This is a genomic window from Paraburkholderia phenazinium, from assembly GCF_900141745.1.
Taxonomy (GTDB): domain Bacteria; phylum Pseudomonadota; class Gammaproteobacteria; order Burkholderiales; family Burkholderiaceae; genus Paraburkholderia; species Paraburkholderia phenazinium_B.
The window spans coordinates 1,169,681-1,185,801 of the sequence record NZ_FSRM01000001.1 but is presented as its reverse complement, the minus strand read 5'-3'; the positions used below and the strand labels follow the sequence as shown (position 1 = coordinate 1,185,801).

General features: G+C 62.3%; 14 protein-coding genes. All 14 read right to left on the bottom strand.

The window, feature by feature from the left end:
* The 14 genes from BUS06_RS05570 to BUS06_RS05505 all read right to left on the bottom strand — a co-directional run bounded on the left by BUS06_RS05570 (position 1) and on the right by BUS06_RS05505 (position 15,820).
* Positions 1-600, bottom strand: a complete 600-nt coding sequence (locus BUS06_RS05570; protein ID WP_074263368.1) for a TetR/AcrR family transcriptional regulator — start codon at positions 598-600, stop codon at positions 1-3.
* Positions 601-965: 365 nt separating this feature from the next.
* Positions 966-2,177, bottom strand: a complete 1,212-nt coding sequence (clsB, locus tag BUS06_RS05565; protein ID WP_429286976.1) for a cardiolipin synthase ClsB — start codon at positions 2,175-2,177, stop codon at positions 966-968.
* Between the two features lie 41 nt (positions 2,178-2,218).
* Entirely contained in the window at positions 2,219-2,695 is a 477-nt protein-coding gene (gene nudB / locus BUS06_RS05560) for a dihydroneopterin triphosphate diphosphatase (RefSeq protein WP_074265924.1), read from the bottom strand.
* A gap of 188 nt (positions 2,696-2,883) precedes the next feature.
* On the bottom strand, positions 2,884-4,683 hold the full coding sequence (gene aspS / locus BUS06_RS05555; RefSeq protein WP_074263366.1) for an aspartate--tRNA ligase: 1,800 nt from the start codon (positions 4,681-4,683) through the stop codon (positions 2,884-2,886).
* A 71-nt stretch (positions 4,684-4,754) separates the two neighbouring features.
* Positions 4,755-5,411, bottom strand: coding sequence for a DUF502 domain-containing protein (locus BUS06_RS05550; protein ID WP_074263365.1), 657 nt, complete (start codon positions 5,409-5,411; stop codon positions 4,755-4,757).
* A gap of 74 nt (positions 5,412-5,485) precedes the next feature.
* Complete coding sequence (locus BUS06_RS05545) at positions 5,486-5,863, bottom strand: FmdB family zinc ribbon protein (RefSeq protein ID WP_074263364.1); 378 nt, start codon at positions 5,861-5,863, stop codon at positions 5,486-5,488.
* A 138-nt stretch (positions 5,864-6,001) separates the two neighbouring features.
* Positions 6,002-6,643 carry a class I SAM-dependent methyltransferase gene (locus tag BUS06_RS05540; RefSeq protein WP_074263363.1) on the bottom strand — a complete coding sequence of 214 codons (642 nt, stop codon included), beginning with the start codon at positions 6,641-6,643 and terminating at the stop codon, positions 6,002-6,004.
* On the bottom strand, positions 6,633-8,210 hold the full coding sequence (gene ubiB, locus BUS06_RS05535; protein WP_074263362.1) for a ubiquinone biosynthesis regulatory protein kinase UbiB: 1,578 nt from the start codon (positions 8,208-8,210) through the stop codon (positions 6,633-6,635). The genes BUS06_RS05540 and ubiB overlap by 11 nt, the downstream gene beginning before the upstream one ends.
* A gap of 15 nt (positions 8,211-8,225) precedes the next feature.
* Positions 8,226-8,870: a ubiquinone biosynthesis accessory factor UbiJ gene (locus BUS06_RS05530; protein ID WP_074263361.1), complete on the bottom strand. Its 645-nt coding sequence runs from the start codon at positions 8,868-8,870 to the stop codon at positions 8,226-8,228.
* A gap of 113 nt (positions 8,871-8,983) precedes the next feature.
* Positions 8,984-10,006 carry a Tim44 domain-containing protein gene (locus BUS06_RS05525; protein WP_074263360.1) on the bottom strand — a complete coding sequence of 341 codons (1,023 nt, stop codon included), beginning with the start codon at positions 10,004-10,006 and terminating at the stop codon, positions 8,984-8,986.
* Between the two features lie 37 nt (positions 10,007-10,043).
* The gene (ubiE, locus tag BUS06_RS05520; RefSeq protein WP_074263359.1) at positions 10,044-10,775 is read right to left on the bottom strand and encodes a bifunctional demethylmenaquinone methyltransferase/2-methoxy-6-polyprenyl-1,4-benzoquinol methylase UbiE; all 732 of its coding nucleotides are present in this window, start codon (positions 10,773-10,775) and stop codon (positions 10,044-10,046) included.
* Positions 10,776-10,841: 66 nt separating this feature from the next.
* Positions 10,842-11,255 (bottom strand): gamma-butyrobetaine hydroxylase family protein, encoded by a 414-nt coding sequence (locus BUS06_RS05515; protein WP_074263358.1) that lies wholly within the window; start codon positions 11,253-11,255, stop codon positions 10,842-10,844.
* 7 nt (positions 11,256-11,262) lie between these two features.
* Positions 11,263-11,691: an HIT family protein gene (locus tag BUS06_RS05510; RefSeq protein ID WP_074263357.1), complete on the bottom strand. Its 429-nt coding sequence runs from the start codon at positions 11,689-11,691 to the stop codon at positions 11,263-11,265.
* A 34-nt stretch (positions 11,692-11,725) separates the two neighbouring features.
* Entirely contained in the window at positions 11,726-15,820 is a 4,095-nt protein-coding gene (locus BUS06_RS05505; protein WP_074263356.1) for a DUF3683 domain-containing protein, read from the bottom strand.
* Between the last annotated feature and the right edge of the window lie 301 nt (positions 15,821-16,121).

Genomic DNA, 16,121 nt, shown 5'->3' with positions numbered 1-16,121 from the left:
CTAACGGCTTTCGCTCTGATACGAAACAATCAGTTTTTCGAGCGCGGCCCAGGTCAGAGGCACTGCATCCGGTAAGTGCAGGAAGCGTGCGTCGTGATGCAGGCCGAGCGTGAAGCTGTACAGTTCGAACAGCATCAGTTGCGGGTTCGTGTCCGCACGCAGATGCCCTTCTTCCATTGCCTGCGAAATGGCCCGGGTGAGCGCTGCACGCCAGATCGTCACGCTCGACACCAGTTGCTCGCGCACCGGGTTGTCCGCGCGGTCGTCATACTCGACCGCACCGCTGATGTAGATGCATCCGGTAGTCACTTCCTGGATGCGCTTCTCAATCCAGCGGGAGATCATTGCGCGCAAACGCGGCAAGCCGCGCGGCTCACGCAGACTCGGGAAAAACACCTCGTCTTCGAAACGACGGTGATATTCGCGCACCACTTCAACCTGCAAGTCCTCGCGCGACCCGAAGTGCGCAAACACGCCGCTCTTGCTCATCTGCATGCGCTCGGCCAGCAGCCCTATCGTCAGACCTTCCAGTCCGTCGCGGCTTGCCAGATCGAGTGCTGCATCGAGAATCGCGACCCGCGTTTGTTCGCCTTTTCGCATAGCTGTTTTTACCGTTCTTATGTGACCGAAAGAAAATCGAACGGCCGTACTATTATTGAGTGCTGCCGTCCGCGAAACAAGGACTTTATTAGAAACCGGTTTCTAACCGGAGCATCAATTTTGCGTCATACGTCTATCGGACGCGGGAGATTTTTTTAGAGGGGTTTGTCTTGTCGGCGCGATCCGGTTTGACGCGTGTCGCAACTCCCGGGGCGATTTGGCGCGATGGACGCGCAGGGGACGTTCGGGCAGGCGGGTTTGCCCTGGGCCTCGGGGCGACCGCGTGCATGATTCATTCAGCGCCAGAGCATCGCGGTCGAGCAATGACATCATCCGTTCCCGAGCTTGCTTGCGGCAAAACCGGTCTAGTCGTACCCGCCGACCGTCAGCAGTTTCATCACGACGCGGTAGGTGTTGTAGGCCAGCCAGTTCAGCGCACGCTCGCCTGCGGGACGGGCCTCGTAGTGCTCGATATCGATACGGCGCGACTCGTCGAAGGCAGTCAGGATCGCCTCGCGCAACGCCTTGATTTGCGGGTCATGCACTAGCACGACGTTGGCCTCGTTGTTCAGCATAAGACTCAGCGCGTCGAGATTCGATGAGCCTACCGTACCCCAGGCCGAATCGACAACGGCCACCTTGCCGTGCAGCATCGTCTTTTCGTATTCGGCGATCTTCACGCCGGCCTTCAGCAACGAGCGGTACAGGAAAGGCACTGCGTAATCGAGCGCGGCAAACTCTTTCCTCCCGATGATCAGCTTCACGTCCACCTCACGCCGCGCCGCGAACACCAGCGCACGGCGCAGCTTGCGGCCCGGCATGAAGTAGGGATTGGCGAGCAGCACCTCGGTGCGCGCCTGACCGATCGCGGTGAGGTAAGCCTTCTCGATGGCGCGGCGGTTGATCAGGTTGTCGCGCGCGACGAACGCCACCGCGGGTTCGCCAACGCCGCGCAGATCGGCGCTGCGGTTGTGGCCGCGGGCCGGTGCGCCGGAACTGGTGTCGTCCTTGAAGGTGAAATCGGGCTGCAGCGCTTCGACCGGACGGTGACCGAAACGGATCCGGTGCCATTGGCTCTCGAACGCCTCGCGGACATCGGCGACCACCGGCCCCTGCAGCTCGACCGCAAAGTCCCAGCGCCGATACGGCAAACGCGCACCGTCGTTCTCGTAGTCGTCGACGATATTGATGCCGCCGCACCACGCGAACTGATCGTCGACCACGGCCAGCTTGCGATGCGTGCGCGAAAAACCGAAGCGGCCAAACAGATGCGGGTTGTAGATCCGATGCTCGATGCCGCGCTCAGGCCAGTCGTGGAAAATCGGCAGACGGGCGGTGCCGATGCCGTCGGTGATCACGCGCACACGCACGCCGCGGGCGGCGGCGCGCAGCAACGCGGCACTGACCACCTGGCCGGCGTCGTCATTGCAGAAGATGTAGGTTTCGAGAACGACGTCTTTCTCCGCCGCATCGACGCGCGCGATCAACGAAGTAAAAAACGCCTCCCCGGAGCGGAACAGTTGGACTTCGTTACCGGCGGTGAAGCGGAACTTCGACCAGTAACGACGACCGAACAGGGTTTGCCGAAGCCGCTCGAAATGCCGCGAACCGCCGGCCGTCATCGGAGCCGCCTTTTCAGGCGCTGCGGCAACTGCAGGATCGCGTCGGCGTTCGACGAGGAGAAGCAGCGCTCTGCGGCTTCTTCATGCGGCAGCCAGAGGTGCGCGGTGTGCTCGAGCGGCGCGAGCGTCACCTCGCAACGCTGCGGCACCTCGAGGCTGAACCAGTGTTCGGTGTTGTGCGTCACGCCCTCGGCGTAACGATGCCGCCAGACCGGATAAATCTCGTACTCGATCTGATACTGCCAGTCCAACAACGCCTCGCGGGGCACAGCGGAGCTGCCGATCACGATACCGGTTTCCTCGGCCACTTCGCGTATAGCGGTCGAGGCAAGCGGCTCGTCGAGCGTTTCTTTCGAGCCCGTCACCGATTGCCAGAAACCCGCGCGATCAGCACGCTCGATGAGCAGCACATCTAATTCCGGCGTATGGATCACCACAAGTACGGATTCGGGAATCTTCGGCGGTTTCGGCATGGCGATAAGACTAGGCGCGTACTGCGCGCGGTACATGTCGGTCGACGGCTTTATCTGGGCTATTGTTTCACCCGTTGCTCCGACTGTAACGCAAAAAACGAAAAAGGCGCGTGCCGCGCCTTTTTCGTTTGCTTGACCGCGGCCCATTGAACCGCTGGATGAGCCGCTCAGACAGTGAGCATGCAGCCTTACGCCTTCGCTTCCGGCTGACGCAGACGGATGTGCAACTCGCGCAACTGGCGCTCGTCCACTTCGCTCGGCGCCTGCGTGAGCAGGTCCTGTGCGCGCTGCGTCTTCGGGAACGCGATTACGTCGCGGATCGAGTCGGCGCCGGCCATCATCGTGATGATGCGGTCCAGACCAAACGCGATACCACCATGCGGCGGCGCGCCGTATTGCAGCGCATCGAGCAGGAAGCCGAACTTGGCGCGTGCTTCTTCCGCATTGATCTTGAGCGCGCGGAACACCTTGCTCTGCACTTCTTCGCGGTGAATACGCACCGAACCGCCGCCGATTTCCCAGCCGTTCAACACCATGTCATAGGCCTTGGCGAGGCAGCGGGCCGGATCCGTTTCCAGATACTCGAGGTGTTCGTCCTTCGGGCTCGTGAACGGGTGATGCGCGGCGACGTAACGGTTTTCTTCTTCGTCGTATTCGAACATCGGGAAGTCGACCACCCACAGCGGCTTCCAGCCGGTTTCGACGAGGCCGTTGGCCTTGCCGAATTCGGAATGACCGATCTTCAGACGCAGTGCGCCGAGGCTGTCGTTGACGACCTTCGCGCGATCCGCCGCGAAGAAAATGATGTCGCCGTCTTGCGCACCGGTGCGCTCGATGATGGCCTTGATGGCTTCATCGTGCAGGTTCTTGACGATCGGGCTTTGCAGACCGTCGCGGCCCTTGGCGACTTCGTTAACCTTGACCCAGGCCAGACCCTTCGCGCCGTAGATGCGCACGAATTCCGTGTAGCTGTCGATATCGCCACGCGAAAGCTCGCTGCCCTTCGGCACGCGCAGCGCCGCAACGCGGCCATCCTTGGTGTTGGCAGGCGTGCTGAACACCTTGAAATCGACGTCCTTGACCGCGTCGGTCAGGTCGGTGAATTCGAGCTTCACGCGCAGGTCCGGCTTGTCCGAACCGAAGCGGCGCATGGCTTCCGAGTACTGCATCACCGTGAATTTCTCGTCCAGTTCAACGCCGATCGTCACCTTGAAGACGTGACGGATCATCGCTTCGAACAGGTCGCGAATTTCCTGTTCCGAGAGGAACGAGGTTTCGCAGTCGATCTGCGTGAATTCCGGCTGACGGTCGGCGCGCAGGTCTTCGTCGCGGAAGCACTTGACGATCTGGTAGTAGCGGTCGAAGTTAGCGACCATCAGCAGCTGCTTGAACAGCTGCGGCGACTGCGGTAGAGCAAAGAACTGGCCGGCATTGGTACGCGACGGCACGAGATAGTCGCGCGCGCCTTCGGGCGTGCTCTTCGTGAGCATCGGCGTTTCGATGTCGATGAAGCCCAGCGAGTCCAGATACTTGCGTACTTCGATCGAAACACGGTAACGCAGACGCAGGTTGTGCTGCATCTGCGGACGGCGCAGGTCGAGCACACGATGCGTGAGACGCGTGGTTTCCGACAGGTTGTCGTCGTCGAGCTGGAACGGCGGCGTGACCGACGCGTTCAGCACGTTCAGTTCGTGGCACAGCACTTCGATCTTGCCGCTCTTCAGGCCAGCGTTGGTCGTGCCTTCCGGACGATTACGCACGACGCCCTTGATCTGCACGCAGAACTCGTTGCGCACGCCTTCAGCGGTCTTGAACATCTCCGCGCGATCGGGGTCGCACACGACCTGAACGAGGCCTTCGCGGTCGCGCAGGTCGATGAAGATAACGCCGCCGTGGTCACGGCGACGGCTCACCCAGCCACACAGCGACACGGTTTGGCCCAGCAGTTCTTCGGTCACCAGACCGCAGTATTCAGATCGCATCGACATGATGTTTGTCTTTCGTTTTGCATTAGTTGAACGGCGCGCAGCTCATGAAACTGAAACAATGCGCGCCGGCATTACATCGGCGGTTCGATGGTGGAGCGGCGCACCTGCTGCGCCGGTGGCGCGGATGGCGCCACCACGCCCATCGAGACAATGTACTTGAGCGCAGCGTCGACCGTCATATCAAGTTCGACCACTTCGCTCTTCGGCACCATCAGGAAGAAGCCGGACGTCGGGTTCGGCGTAGTCGGCACGTACACGCTGACGTGATCTTCCTTCAGGTGGTTGAGCACGTCCCCGCCCGGAATCCCGGTCAGGAACGCGATCGTATAGGAGCCCTTGCGCGGATACTCGATAAGCAGGGCCTTGCGAAACGCATTGCCGCTGCTGGAGAGCAACGTATCGGACACCTGTTTGACGCTCGTGTAGATCGGCCCGACCACCGGAATATGGCCGACCAGCAACTCCCACCACTTCACGAGCTTCTGCCCGATGAAGTTCTGCGTCAACAGTCCAACGATGAAGATAAACGCCAGCGTCAGCACTGCGCCCAGGCCGGGCAGACGGAAGCCGAGCGCGCGCTCCGGCTGCCACGACTCCGGCAGCAACAGCAGCGTCTGATCCATCGTGCCGATAATCAGACCGAGCACCCACAACGTGATGGCCAACGGCACCAGCACCAGCAGGCCGGTCAGGAACACCGATTTGAGCGTCGCTTTTTTCGTCGTCATGTGTATCGCCAGAAAGCCACGCCGGCCGGGCCGGTTGTGGCGAGTGCGCCGCCTCGTCGAGGCGGCAACGCTAGCTAGGCGCTGCCGGAGCCGTTGCCGCTGGTGCTAGCCGGTGCGGCCGCCGGCGCTGCAGGTGTTGCGGCGCTGGTAGAGCTTTCGGTCGAGCCGCCCGACGAGCCGGTGTCGGCGGAGCCGCCCTCGGACTTCACGGGCGCGGCTTCCTTGTCGCCGCTCGCGCCACTCGGCGCCGCTGCGCTCTTCGCGCCGTTGCCGCCGCGGAAATCGGTTACATACCAGCCCGAACCCTTCAATTGAAACCCGGCTGCGGTCACCTGCTTGCGGAATGTGTCTTTTCCGCACTCGGGGCAGTTCGTCAACGGGGCGTCGCTCATCTTCTGAAGCACGTCCTTCCCGAAGCCGCATGATTCGCAGCGATACGCGTAGATCGGCATGATCTTTTCCCTACATTAATCTGGCAAACGCTTGCAAAGCCTTGAATTATAGCCGCAAACAATCTCCCACCCCCGGTTTTCAGGAGTGGGCGGCCGACGCAGCCACCGCGGGCACATATTGGGGCGCCCAACGTGGGATCAAGTCCTCGTCGAGGCGCGGCGGCGCCAGGTGAGCCAGCGCTCGCGGCCGGCGAACACCGGCATCGAGTCGCTGACGGGCTCGTCTTCGATCAGTTCGAAATGCGGATTCAGCAAGGCGTCGAGTTCGGCGCGCTCGATTCCGAACGGTGGCCCTTTCGGGGTCGCGCCCAGAAAGAAGAAGCCGGCCAGCAGAGTCTGCGCCGGCAGAAGTTCGGCCATGCGCTGCGCATAATCTGCGCGGCGGTCCTTCGGCAACGCGCACAGAAATGCGCGTTCATACATCCAGCCTGGGGTGAAGGGCGGCTGCCAGGAGAAGAAATCGGCCTGATCGACGACGTTTGCGTATGCGCCTAGCTGTGAGCGCGCAGTCGCCACCGCAGCCGACGAGAAATCGATCGCCTGCACCCGGCGACCCTGACGGGCTAGCCAGAGCGCCTCCCACGCGCTGCCGCAACCGGGAATCAGCACTGCGGCTTCGGGATGGCGCGTCGCGAAGGTCTGAAACGCCGCCTGCACGCCCGCCTGGTCCCATGGCGTAAAGCCGCGTTCAAAGCGTTCATCCCAGAATGCCGGCGAGTTCGGATCGCGGGTGGCGAAGTCGGGGCCTGCTGGATTCAACGGATCCACTTTATCCACCATAAACTAGTGCGAGCCAGGCCCGCGCCACCACCGCGCCAATGCCGACCGCAATACCGAACATCAGCAAGCCTTGCAACAGCCGGTTGGTGCGCTTCTGCTCGAGCAGGATCTGGCGAATCGTGTCGTCGCCCGGGCCGCGCTGGTTGTCGTGACGTTCCGCCAGCACGTGGTGGATCAGCCGCGGTAGTTGCGGCAACGTTTTGCTCCACTGCGGCGCTTCGATCTTCAAACGCTCGAGCCAGCCACGCAGGCCGATCTGCTCATTCATCCAGCGTTCGAGATACGGCTTGGCCGTCTTCCACAAATCGAGTTCGGGATCGAGCGAACGCCCGAGGCCTTCGACGTTCAGCATCGTCTTCTGCAACAGGACGAGCTGCGGCTGGATCTCGACATTGAACCTGCGCGACGTGGAGAACAGGCGCATCAGCACCTGACCCAGCGAAATGTCCTTCAGCGCGCGGTCGAAGTACGGTTCGCAGACTGCACGAATTGCGCTTTCGAGTTCCTCGACACGCGTAGTGGGCGGCACCCAGCCCGACTCGAGGTGAAGCGTGGCGACCCGGTGGTAGTCGCGCTTGAAGAACGCAAGGAAGTTCTGAGCGAGGTAGTTCTTGTCGAAGTCCGACAGCGCGCCGATGATGCCAAAGTCCAGCGCGATATAGCGCCCGAAGTGCGCCGGATCGAGACTGACCTGGATATTGCCGGGGTGCATGTCCGCATGGAAAAAGCCGTCGCGGAACACCTGCGTGAAAAAGATTTCGACGCCTTCGCGAGCCAGCTTCGGGATGTCCACGCCCGCGGCGCGCAGGGTTTCCACCTGACTGATCGGCACGCCGACCATGCGCTCCATCACCAGCACGGTGGGTGTGCAGAACTCCCAGTACATCTCCGGTACCAGCAGCAGATCGAGTCCCGCGAAATTGCGACGCAACTGGCTGCCGTTGGCGGCCTCGCGCATCAGGTCGAGCTCGTCGTGCAGGTATTTGTCGAATTCGGCGACGACCTCACGCGGTTTCAGACGCTTGCCGTCGGCCCACAGGCGTTCGGCCCATACGGCGATATCGCGAAGCAACGCAAGATCCGAGTCGATCACCGGCAGCATGTTCGGGCGCAGCACCTTCACCGCCACGGCCTTGCCTGCATGTTGGCCGGCTTTCACCTTGGCAAAGTGCACCTGCGCGATCGACGCGCTCGCCACCGGCACCCGCTCGAAATCGTCGAACAGCACGTCGACCGGCGCCCCCAGCGACTTCTCGACGAGCCCAATTGCCACCTCGGACGGGAACGGCGGCACCTGATCCTGCAGCTTGGCCAACTCGTTAGCGATATCGACAGGCAGCAGGTCGCGCCGGGTCGACAACACCTGGCCGAACTTCACGAAAATCGGCCCGAGGCTTTCGAGCGCGAGACGCAGCCGCACGCCTGGCGGCTGGTCGAACTTACGGCCGATCGTGGTGATGCGCAGCAACAACCGCACACGGCGGTCGTTGATACGGCTGAGCATCATCTCATCGAGACCGAAGCGGATAACCGTAAAGAAAATTTTGAGGAAACGCAGAAAACGCATGGTTGAGCCCGGTGACTAGCGCGTGCCGCGCGACGTGGCGGCGCCGCCCGGCGCATTGGCGCCGCGGGCTTCGACCTTCTTTTCAAGACGCTCGAGACGTTTTTCGACGCGTGCCAGCGCATCGCGGGCGCTGGCGAGGTCGGCATTGAAGTCGTCAAGCGCGGCGCGGCGCACTAGTTGCGGATTCTCATCGAGCAGGTATTCGGCCACCGAGTCGAGCAGATTGCGCCCAGTGCGGCGCGCATGCTCACCGACCGAGCGCGCCACCGAGGCGACCCGCCAGGCCGGACCGTCGCCGATCATCCGCGCCAGGTCTTCCTCCGGTTCCCAACGCAGATGCTCGGCCAGCTTCGCGATCACCGTGGCGAATTCTGCGTCGCCTTCGATCTTCACATGCTTCATCACCGCCGCCTGACCGCCCTGTACAAAGGCCGGCAACGCCTCGGGCGGCACCAAGATGGTGACGTCGAACTGCTGCGTTTGCGTTTCGTCGACCGCGGCCAGATAGCCGTCGGGCTGGACGAGCAGCATCAGAACGACCGGCGGACAGCTCAGCCGGGCGGTCTTGCCGGCATAGGGGGCGAGGCGCTCGCGGGCCCACGATTCGCGGGCGAGCAGGTGATTGACGGCAGCAGCGAAGGGCTTGGCGGCGAGGGTCATTGAGAGTGGCAAGAAAAAACCCGCGCGGGCGATGTGCCCGCGCGGGTTCCTATTGTAACGTCCGTTCGCTTCGCGGCTTAGTCGGCCGAACAGCCAATGCGCAACGCGTCACGTCAATGCGCGGAGGTGGCCTGACCGATCCCCGCCTGCTGGATACCGGCGAGCAACCACCCTTCCCCTGCGCGGCCTGACTTCGACAGGTTCCAGATTTCCACGAACGGCTCGGCCGGCGCGCCCGAGTTCTCGCGGATCAGGCCGGAGAAGCGCACGCTGGCCAGATATTCACTGCCGCGGTCCTCAACGCCCAGCAGCTCGGCGTTCAACTGCACCACGTCGGTCAGCGTGGCCTCTGGCCCGCGCGAGTCGAGGTCGATCTTCACTTCGGCGAACATTTCGGGCGTCGTGAATTCGCGGATATCGGCGATGTTGCCCACGTCCCACGCGGCCTGCAGGCGCACGAAGTAGACCTTCGCATTGCGGACAAACGCTTGCGAGTCGAAACCGGCGGGAACGACAGGCGTCGCGAGCATAGCCGAAGCGGCATTGACCTGCGGCTCGCGGTAAAAGCCGTTTTGCGCCGACGGCGCCTCGGTGAAGCTCGGCTCCTGCGAGTAGCCGTTACGTCCAGCGTTCAAACTGGGCGCTGTGCCCGCATAGGCAGGTGCTGCGGCATCGCGCTTGCGGCCCACAAAACGGCGGATCAGCCAGACAGCCAGCATCGCGATGGCGGCTATCACGAGCATATTGGCCATGGCGCCGGCAAACGCCTCACCCATCCCGAAGTGCGAAAGCAGCGCGGCGATACCGAGGCCAGCGGCCAGACCCGCAATCGGCCCGAGCCAGCGCGAGCGGTTAGGTGCGGCGGCCGGCGTCGGCGCCGGTTGCGCGCGCTGCGCCTGGGCGGCTTGTGCCGATTGCTGTGCCTGCTGCGGAGATTGGGCCGGCGGCGTGGTTTGCCGCTGCATCGCGCTCGACTGCTGACGGCCGATGCTGCGCCCACCACCCAGGCGCCGCGCCTCGGCGTCGAGCGAGGCAACGGTGGCGAACGCGATCAGACCGACCATCACTGCCAGTCCGATTCTCCTCGCCAGCGACCCCTTAACATTACGGGAAGATAACAAACGCGAATCGGACATGATGGAAATTTCCTTTAAAAACGATGGGTTAGGGACCCTAGTATTTGGTCCCCACGTGTAAAGCTACCACACCAGCTGACAGATTGTAATATTTGACGCCGTCGAGGCCAGCTTGTTCCATCATCGTCTTTAAAGTTTCCTGGTCCGGGTGCATCCGGATCGATTCCGCCAGGTAGCGGTAGCTCTCCGCGTCTTTCGCAAAACGGTCGCCGAGCCACGGCAGCACCTTGAACGAATAGACGTCGTAGACTTTTTTCAGCGGATCCCACACCTTCGAGAATTCGAGCACCAGCAGACGGCCAGCCGGCTTCAGCACGCGGCGCATTTCTGCCAGCGCGATATCCTTGTGGGTCATGTTGCGCAAGCCGAACGCTACCGTCACCACGTCGAAGTAGTTGTCTGGAAAGGGGATTTTTTCCGCGTCGCACAACAGCGCCGGCGTCACGATGCCTTTATCGAGCAGGCGGTCGCGGCCCACGCGCAGCATCGATTCATTGATGTCCGTGTGCCAGACCTCGCCGGTCGGCCCCGCCTTTTTGGCGAATTCCTTGGACAGGTCACCCGTGCCGCCGGCGATATCCAACACCTTATAGCCCGGCCGGACATTCGCCTGTGCAATCGTGAACATTTTCCACGCCCGGTGCAGACCGCCTGACATCAGGTCGTTCATCAGGTCGTAGTTGGAGGCGACAGAGTGGAACACGCCGGCCACCTTCTGCGCTTTTTCCTGTTCGTCTACCGTCTGAAAGCCGAAGTGGGTTTTGCTCATCGCGTTCGTCCTTTCGCGTATTTTTGAATGTTGCGCCGCATCAGTGTGGCGTCAGGCCGAATCGTATCAGTGACAATGACCGTGCGGGGCGCTGGCTGACGCCATCGGCGCGTCGCGGTCGACGCCGGCCGCTTTCAGTTTGTCGAGATATTCGCGCCAGAGTTCATCCTGGCGGGTGGCGATGTCATACAGCAGATCCCACGAATAGAGCCCGGTAGAGTGACCATCCGAGAAGGTCGGCTGCAACGCATAGTTGCCCACGCCCTCGATGGCGGTGATCGTCACCTCGCGCTTGCCGGTCTGCAGCGTCTCCTGCCCCGGCCCGTGGCCACGCACTTCCGCCGAGGGCGAGTACACCCGCAGTAATTCGAACGGCACGCGGAACGATTCGCCGTTTGCGTATTGCAGTTCGAGCGCGTGCGATTTGGCGTGTACCACCACGCCGGTTGGCACCGGTGTGTCGCGAGTCAGTCCACTCATGTTGACCTCAGGCCAAAGCTTGTTCGATTTCCTGCCGCACCGCATCGCGCAGCAACGTCGCCTGCGCCCGGCGTGACGACAGCAGCGCCTCCGACACCGTGCGCTGGCGCGGCGCCCAGATCGGCAGTGGGAAATGGGCGTCGTTAGAGAAACGCGGAATCACGTGCCAGTGCACGTGCGGCACCTGGTTGCCGAGGCTCGCCAGATTCACCTTGACCGGTTGCAGGATGCGCCGCATGGCGCGTTCGACCGCATACACCGCACGCATCACACGGTCGCGATCGCTCTCGGCAAGATCCGAAAACTCGGCAACGTGCTTGTTCCAGATCACCCGGCAGAAGCCCGGGTAATCGTGTTCGTCGGCAAGGACGACACGCATCGTATCGTCCTGCCACAGCACGTCGCCGCCATCTTCACGGCAAAATACACAGTCCATCGTCGTCCTCAAGCGGAAATCGTCAGTCGTGCCATTAAACCAGCACGCGCTCGATTCCGCCATTGTTCGCACGCTGGACGTAATCGGCCATCCAGTCTTCACCCAGCACGTGGCGCGCCATCTCGACGACGATGTAGTCCGCCTCGATGTTGGCGTCCTCGTTGTAGCGCGACAGCCCTTGCAGGCAGGACGGGCAGCTCGTGAGGATCTTGATTTCGGTGGCGCCGTTGGGCGTCGGACCGTCGCCGGCCTTGAGCACCGAGCCATCCGGCGCGCCCGCTGCACCGGCCGAAGCATTGGCCGGGTTGATCCCGTTGGCGCCAGCTTCCGCCACCAGCGGAATGCCGCGCAGCTTGGCCGCGCCCTTGCGGATTTCCTCTTCCTTGCGGAAACGGACCTGCGTCGAGATGTCCGGACGCGTCACCGCGAGTGTGCCGGATTCGCCACAGCACCGATCGTTCTTCTCGATCTTGTAGCCGTCCTTCTCCGAGCCCATCAACTGATTGACCAGCTTCACCGGGTCCATCGTCTTGATCGGCGTGTGGCATGGGTCGTGATACATGTAACGCATGCCATTGACGCCATCGAGCTTCATGCCCTTCTCGAGCAGGAATTCGTGAATGTCGATAATCCGGCAACCGGGAAAAATCTTTTCGAATTCATAACCGGCGAGCTGGTCGTAACACGTGCCACACGACACCACCACCGTCTTGATGTCGAGGTAGTTCAGCGTGTTGGCGACGCGGTGGAACAGCACACGGTTATCCGTGACAATCTTCTCCGCCTTGTCGAACTGGCCCGAACCGCGCTGTGGATAACCGCAGCACAGATAACCCGGCGGCAGCACCGTCTGCACGCCCGCTTCCCACAGCATGGCCTGGGTCGCCAGGCCCACCTGCGAGAACAGACGCTCGGAGCCGCAGCCCGGGAAATAGAACACCGCTTCCGTATCCGCCGTAGTGGTCTTCGGATTGCGGATGATCGGCACGATCTTGTTGTCTTCGATGTCCAGCAACGCGCGCGCCGTCTTCTTCGGCAGATTGCCCGGCATCTTCTTGTTCATGAAGTGGATCACCTGCTCCACCGCCTTCGGCTTGCCGACGGTAGCGGGCGGATGCGCCGTCTGCTTCTTCGCGAACTTCTTCAGCACGTCGTTGCCGAGACGCTGCGCCTTGTAGCCGATGCCCATCATCGCGGTGCGCGCGAGGTTAATGGTCTGCGGATTGGTGGCGTTGAGGAAGAACATGCCGGCCGCGTTGCCCGCGTTGAACTTCTTCTTGCCCATCTTGCGCAGCAGGTTGCGCATGTTCATCGTGACATCGCCGAAGTCGATCTTCACCGGACACGGCGTCACGCATTTGTGACAGACCGTGCAGTGATCGGCGACGTCGTTGAACTCGTCCCAGTGCTTGATGGACACGCCGCGGCGCGTCTGCTCTTCGTACAGGAACGCCTCGACCAGCAGCGACGTGGCGAGAATCTTGTTGCGCGGGCTGTACAGCAGGTTGGCGCGCGGCACGTGGGTCGCGCACACCGGCTTGCACTTGCCGCAACGCAGGCAGTCCTTGATCGACTCGGAGATCGCGCCGATATCGCTCTGCTGCATGATCAGCGACTCATAGCCCATCAGCCCGAAGCTCGGCGTGTAGGCATTGCGCAGATCCGCACCTTCGAGCAGCTTGCCGGCATTGAACCGGCCGTGCGGATCGACGCGCTGCTTGTACTTGCGGAATTCGCCAATCTCGTCCTCGGTCAGGAATTCGAGCTTGGTAATGCCGATGCCGTGCTCACCCGAAATCACGCCGTCGAGCGAGCGCGCCAGCTTCATGATGCGCGCGACGGCCGTGTGCGCGTCCTGCAGCATCTCGTAGTTGTCGGAGTTGACAGGGATGTTCGTGTGCACGTTGCCGTCACCCGCGTGCATGTGCAGCGCGACGAACACGCGGCCGCGCAACACGCGCTTATGAATGGCCTGTGCTTCTTCGAGGATCGGCTTGAATTCGCCGCCGTTGAAGATCTGGCGCAACTCCGCACGAACTTCCTGCTTCCACGACACGCGCACCGTACGGTCCTGCGTCACGTCGAAGACCGTCACGCTAGGCTGCGCATCGACGCGGTCCGCGAACTTCTCCGCGAGCCCCGCGTAGCCGAGCTGAACCATGTAGTGCTGCGCCTCGCGCAACGACAGATCGAGCTTGTCGCGCAGAAATTCCCAGCGCGCGCGGACCTGCTTGAGCAACTCGAGCGCATGCTGCACGCGGTCTTCCAGCAGTTCGGCGCTTGGAATCTCGTTGGCATCGTCGCTCTTGCCGAGCGGCAGCTTGCCGCCCTTGAAGAACGTTTCGAGCGCGTCGAGCAGTTGCAGCTTGTTCTTGATCGACAGTTCGATGTTGATGCGCTCGATCCCGTCCGTGTACTCGCCCATGCGGTTGAGCGGAATCACCACGTCTTCGTTGATCTTGAACGCGTTGGTGTGCTTCGCAATCGCGGCCGTGCGGCTGCGGTCGAGCCAGAAGCGCTTGCGCGCCTCGGCGTTCACCGCGACGAAGCCTTCGCCGCTCTTGCCGTTAGCCATGCGCACGACTTCCGAGGTGGCTTGCGCCACCGCATCCGCATCGTTACCGACGATATCGCCGATCAGCACCATCTTCGGAAACGCGTTGCGCTTGCTCTTGGTCGCGTAGCCGACTGCGCGCAGATAGCGTTCGTCGAGGTGTTCGAGGCCGGCGAGAATCGCACCGCCCTGCTTCGACGTTTCGAACAGGTAGTCCTTGATTTCGACGATGCTCGGAATCGCATCGCGCGCCTGGCCGAAGAATTCGAGGCAGACGGTACGCGTATGGGCCGGCATCTTGTGCAGCACCCAGCGCGCCGACGTGATCAGGCCGTCGCATCCTTCCTTCTGGATACCAGGCAGGCCGGCGAGGAATTTATCCGTGACGTCCTTGCCGAGGCCTTCCTTGCGGAACACACGGCCCTTGATGTCGAGCGATTCGGTGCGCAGCAGCTTTTCACCGGGCGCGTATTCGCCGTCGAACCACTTCAGTTCGAAGCGGGCCACCTCGATGTCATGGATCTTGCCCATGTTGTGGTCAAGGCGCGTGACTTCGAGCCAGTTGCCTTCCGGGTCGACCATGCGCCACCAGGCGAGATTGTCCAGCGCCGTGCCCCACAGCACGGCCTTCTTGCCACCTGCGTTCATGGCGACGTTGCCGCCAATGCATGAGGCGTCGAGCGAGGTCGGATCAACCGCGAACACGTAACCAGCCTGCTCGGCGGCTTCAGTCACGCGGCGCGTGACGACACCAGCGCCCGAGAAAATGGTCGCGACCTTGTTCGGCACGCCAGGCAGGTCGGTCAATTCGACCGCGTCGAGTTGCTCGAGCTTTTCGGTATTGATGACCGCAGAGAACGGCGTGAGCGGCACCGCCCCACCCGTGTAACCCGTGCCGCCCCCTCGCGGAATCACCGTCAGACCGAGTTCGAAGCAGGCCTTGATCATGCCGGCGATCTCGACTTCCGTGTCCGGCGTCAGCACGACAAACGGATATTCGACGCGCCAGTCGGTCGCATCGGTCACATGCGAGACGCGTGACAGCCCGTCGAACTTGATGTTGTCTTTCTGCGTGACGCGGCCCAGCACCTTGGTGGCACGGCGGCGCAGCTCAGCGGTCTTGTCGAACTCGTTGGCGAAGTCATCCACGGCGCGGCGCGCCGCAACCACTAGCGTTTCCACGCGTGCAGCGCGGTCTACCCCCGCTTCGTCGCCGTGTTCGGTCAAGTCGGCGCGACGCCGTTTCTCGATCTCCGACAGACGATGGTGCAACGCTTCGATCAGCAACACACGGCGCTTGGGATTGTCGAGCAGGTCGTCCTGCAGGTAAGGATTGCGGCGGACCACCCAGATGTCGCCGAGCACTTCGTACAGCATGCGTGCCGAGCGGCCGGTGCGCCGTTCGGCGCGCAACTCGGCCAGCGCATCCCACGCTTCGTTACCCAGCAGGCGGATAACGATCTCACGGTCGGAAAACGAGGTGTAGTTATAGGGAATTTCGCGCAGACGCGCTTCAGGGGCGGCGGCCACCGCAGCGGCGGCTCCGTGCGGATCGAATACTTGAGGTGCGTTCATGTTTGGACGACTCGGTAGGTCAACTGGGCGCGCTCGCTAATGACGATTGAGGAGGCGCTGGCTGACGGTGCGCGTGGGGCGCAATTCTGGAAATCTTCTAGTTGGCCGAAGCACCTGCCGGCGGGCGATACACGCCGGCCGCTTCGTGGCACTCAGATGCAGCTACACGATCGCGCACAACAGACGTGCCTCTGCGCCGCGGGACGGGACCCACGCGGGACGGGCATCAAATGGGCGATCTGAGGCTGCCAGTGCATCTTCCGATCCTTGTTCCAAAATCGAATTCTACCGCATGATCCGC

Bases quoted from the DNA above. Each gene is read 5' to 3' on its own strand.
- BUS06_RS05570 (WP_074263368.1), bottom strand. From the start codon at position 600: ATGCGAAAAGGCGAACAAACGCGGGTCGCGATTCTCGATGCAGCACTC.
- nudB (WP_074265924.1), bottom strand. From the start codon at position 2,695: ATGCCGAAACCGCCGAAGATTCCCGAATCCGTACTTGTGGTGATCCAT.
- aspS (WP_074263366.1), bottom strand. From the start codon at position 4,683: ATGTCGATGCGATCTGAATACTGCGGTCTGGTGACCGAAGAACTGCTG.
- BUS06_RS05550 (WP_074263365.1), bottom strand. From the start codon at position 5,411: ATGACGACGAAAAAAGCGACGCTCAAATCGGTGTTCCTGACCGGCCTG.
- BUS06_RS05545 (WP_074263364.1), bottom strand. From the start codon at position 5,863: ATGCCGATCTACGCGTATCGCTGCGAATCATGCGGCTTCGGGAAGGAC.
- BUS06_RS05540 (WP_074263363.1), bottom strand. From the start codon at position 6,643: ATGGTGGATAAAGTGGATCCGTTGAATCCAGCAGGCCCCGACTTCGCC.
- ubiB (WP_074263362.1), bottom strand. From the start codon at position 8,210: ATGCGTTTTCTGCGTTTCCTCAAAATTTTCTTTACGGTTATCCGCTTC.
- BUS06_RS05530 (WP_074263361.1), bottom strand. From the start codon at position 8,870: ATGACCCTCGCCGCCAAGCCCTTCGCTGCTGCCGTCAATCACCTGCTC.
- BUS06_RS05525 (WP_074263360.1), bottom strand. From the start codon at position 10,006: ATGTCCGATTCGCGTTTGTTATCTTCCCGTAATGTTAAGGGGTCGCTG.
- ubiE (WP_074263359.1), bottom strand. From the start codon at position 10,775: ATGAGCAAAACCCACTTCGGCTTTCAGACGGTAGACGAACAGGAAAAA.
- BUS06_RS05515 (WP_074263358.1), bottom strand. From the start codon at position 11,255: ATGAGTGGACTGACTCGCGACACACCGGTGCCAACCGGCGTGGTGGTA.
- BUS06_RS05510 (WP_074263357.1), bottom strand. From the start codon at position 11,691: ATGGACTGTGTATTTTGCCGTGAAGATGGCGGCGACGTGCTGTGGCAG.
- BUS06_RS05505 (WP_074263356.1), bottom strand. From the start codon at position 15,820: ATGAACGCACCTCAAGTATTCGATCCGCACGGAGCCGCCGCTGCGGTG.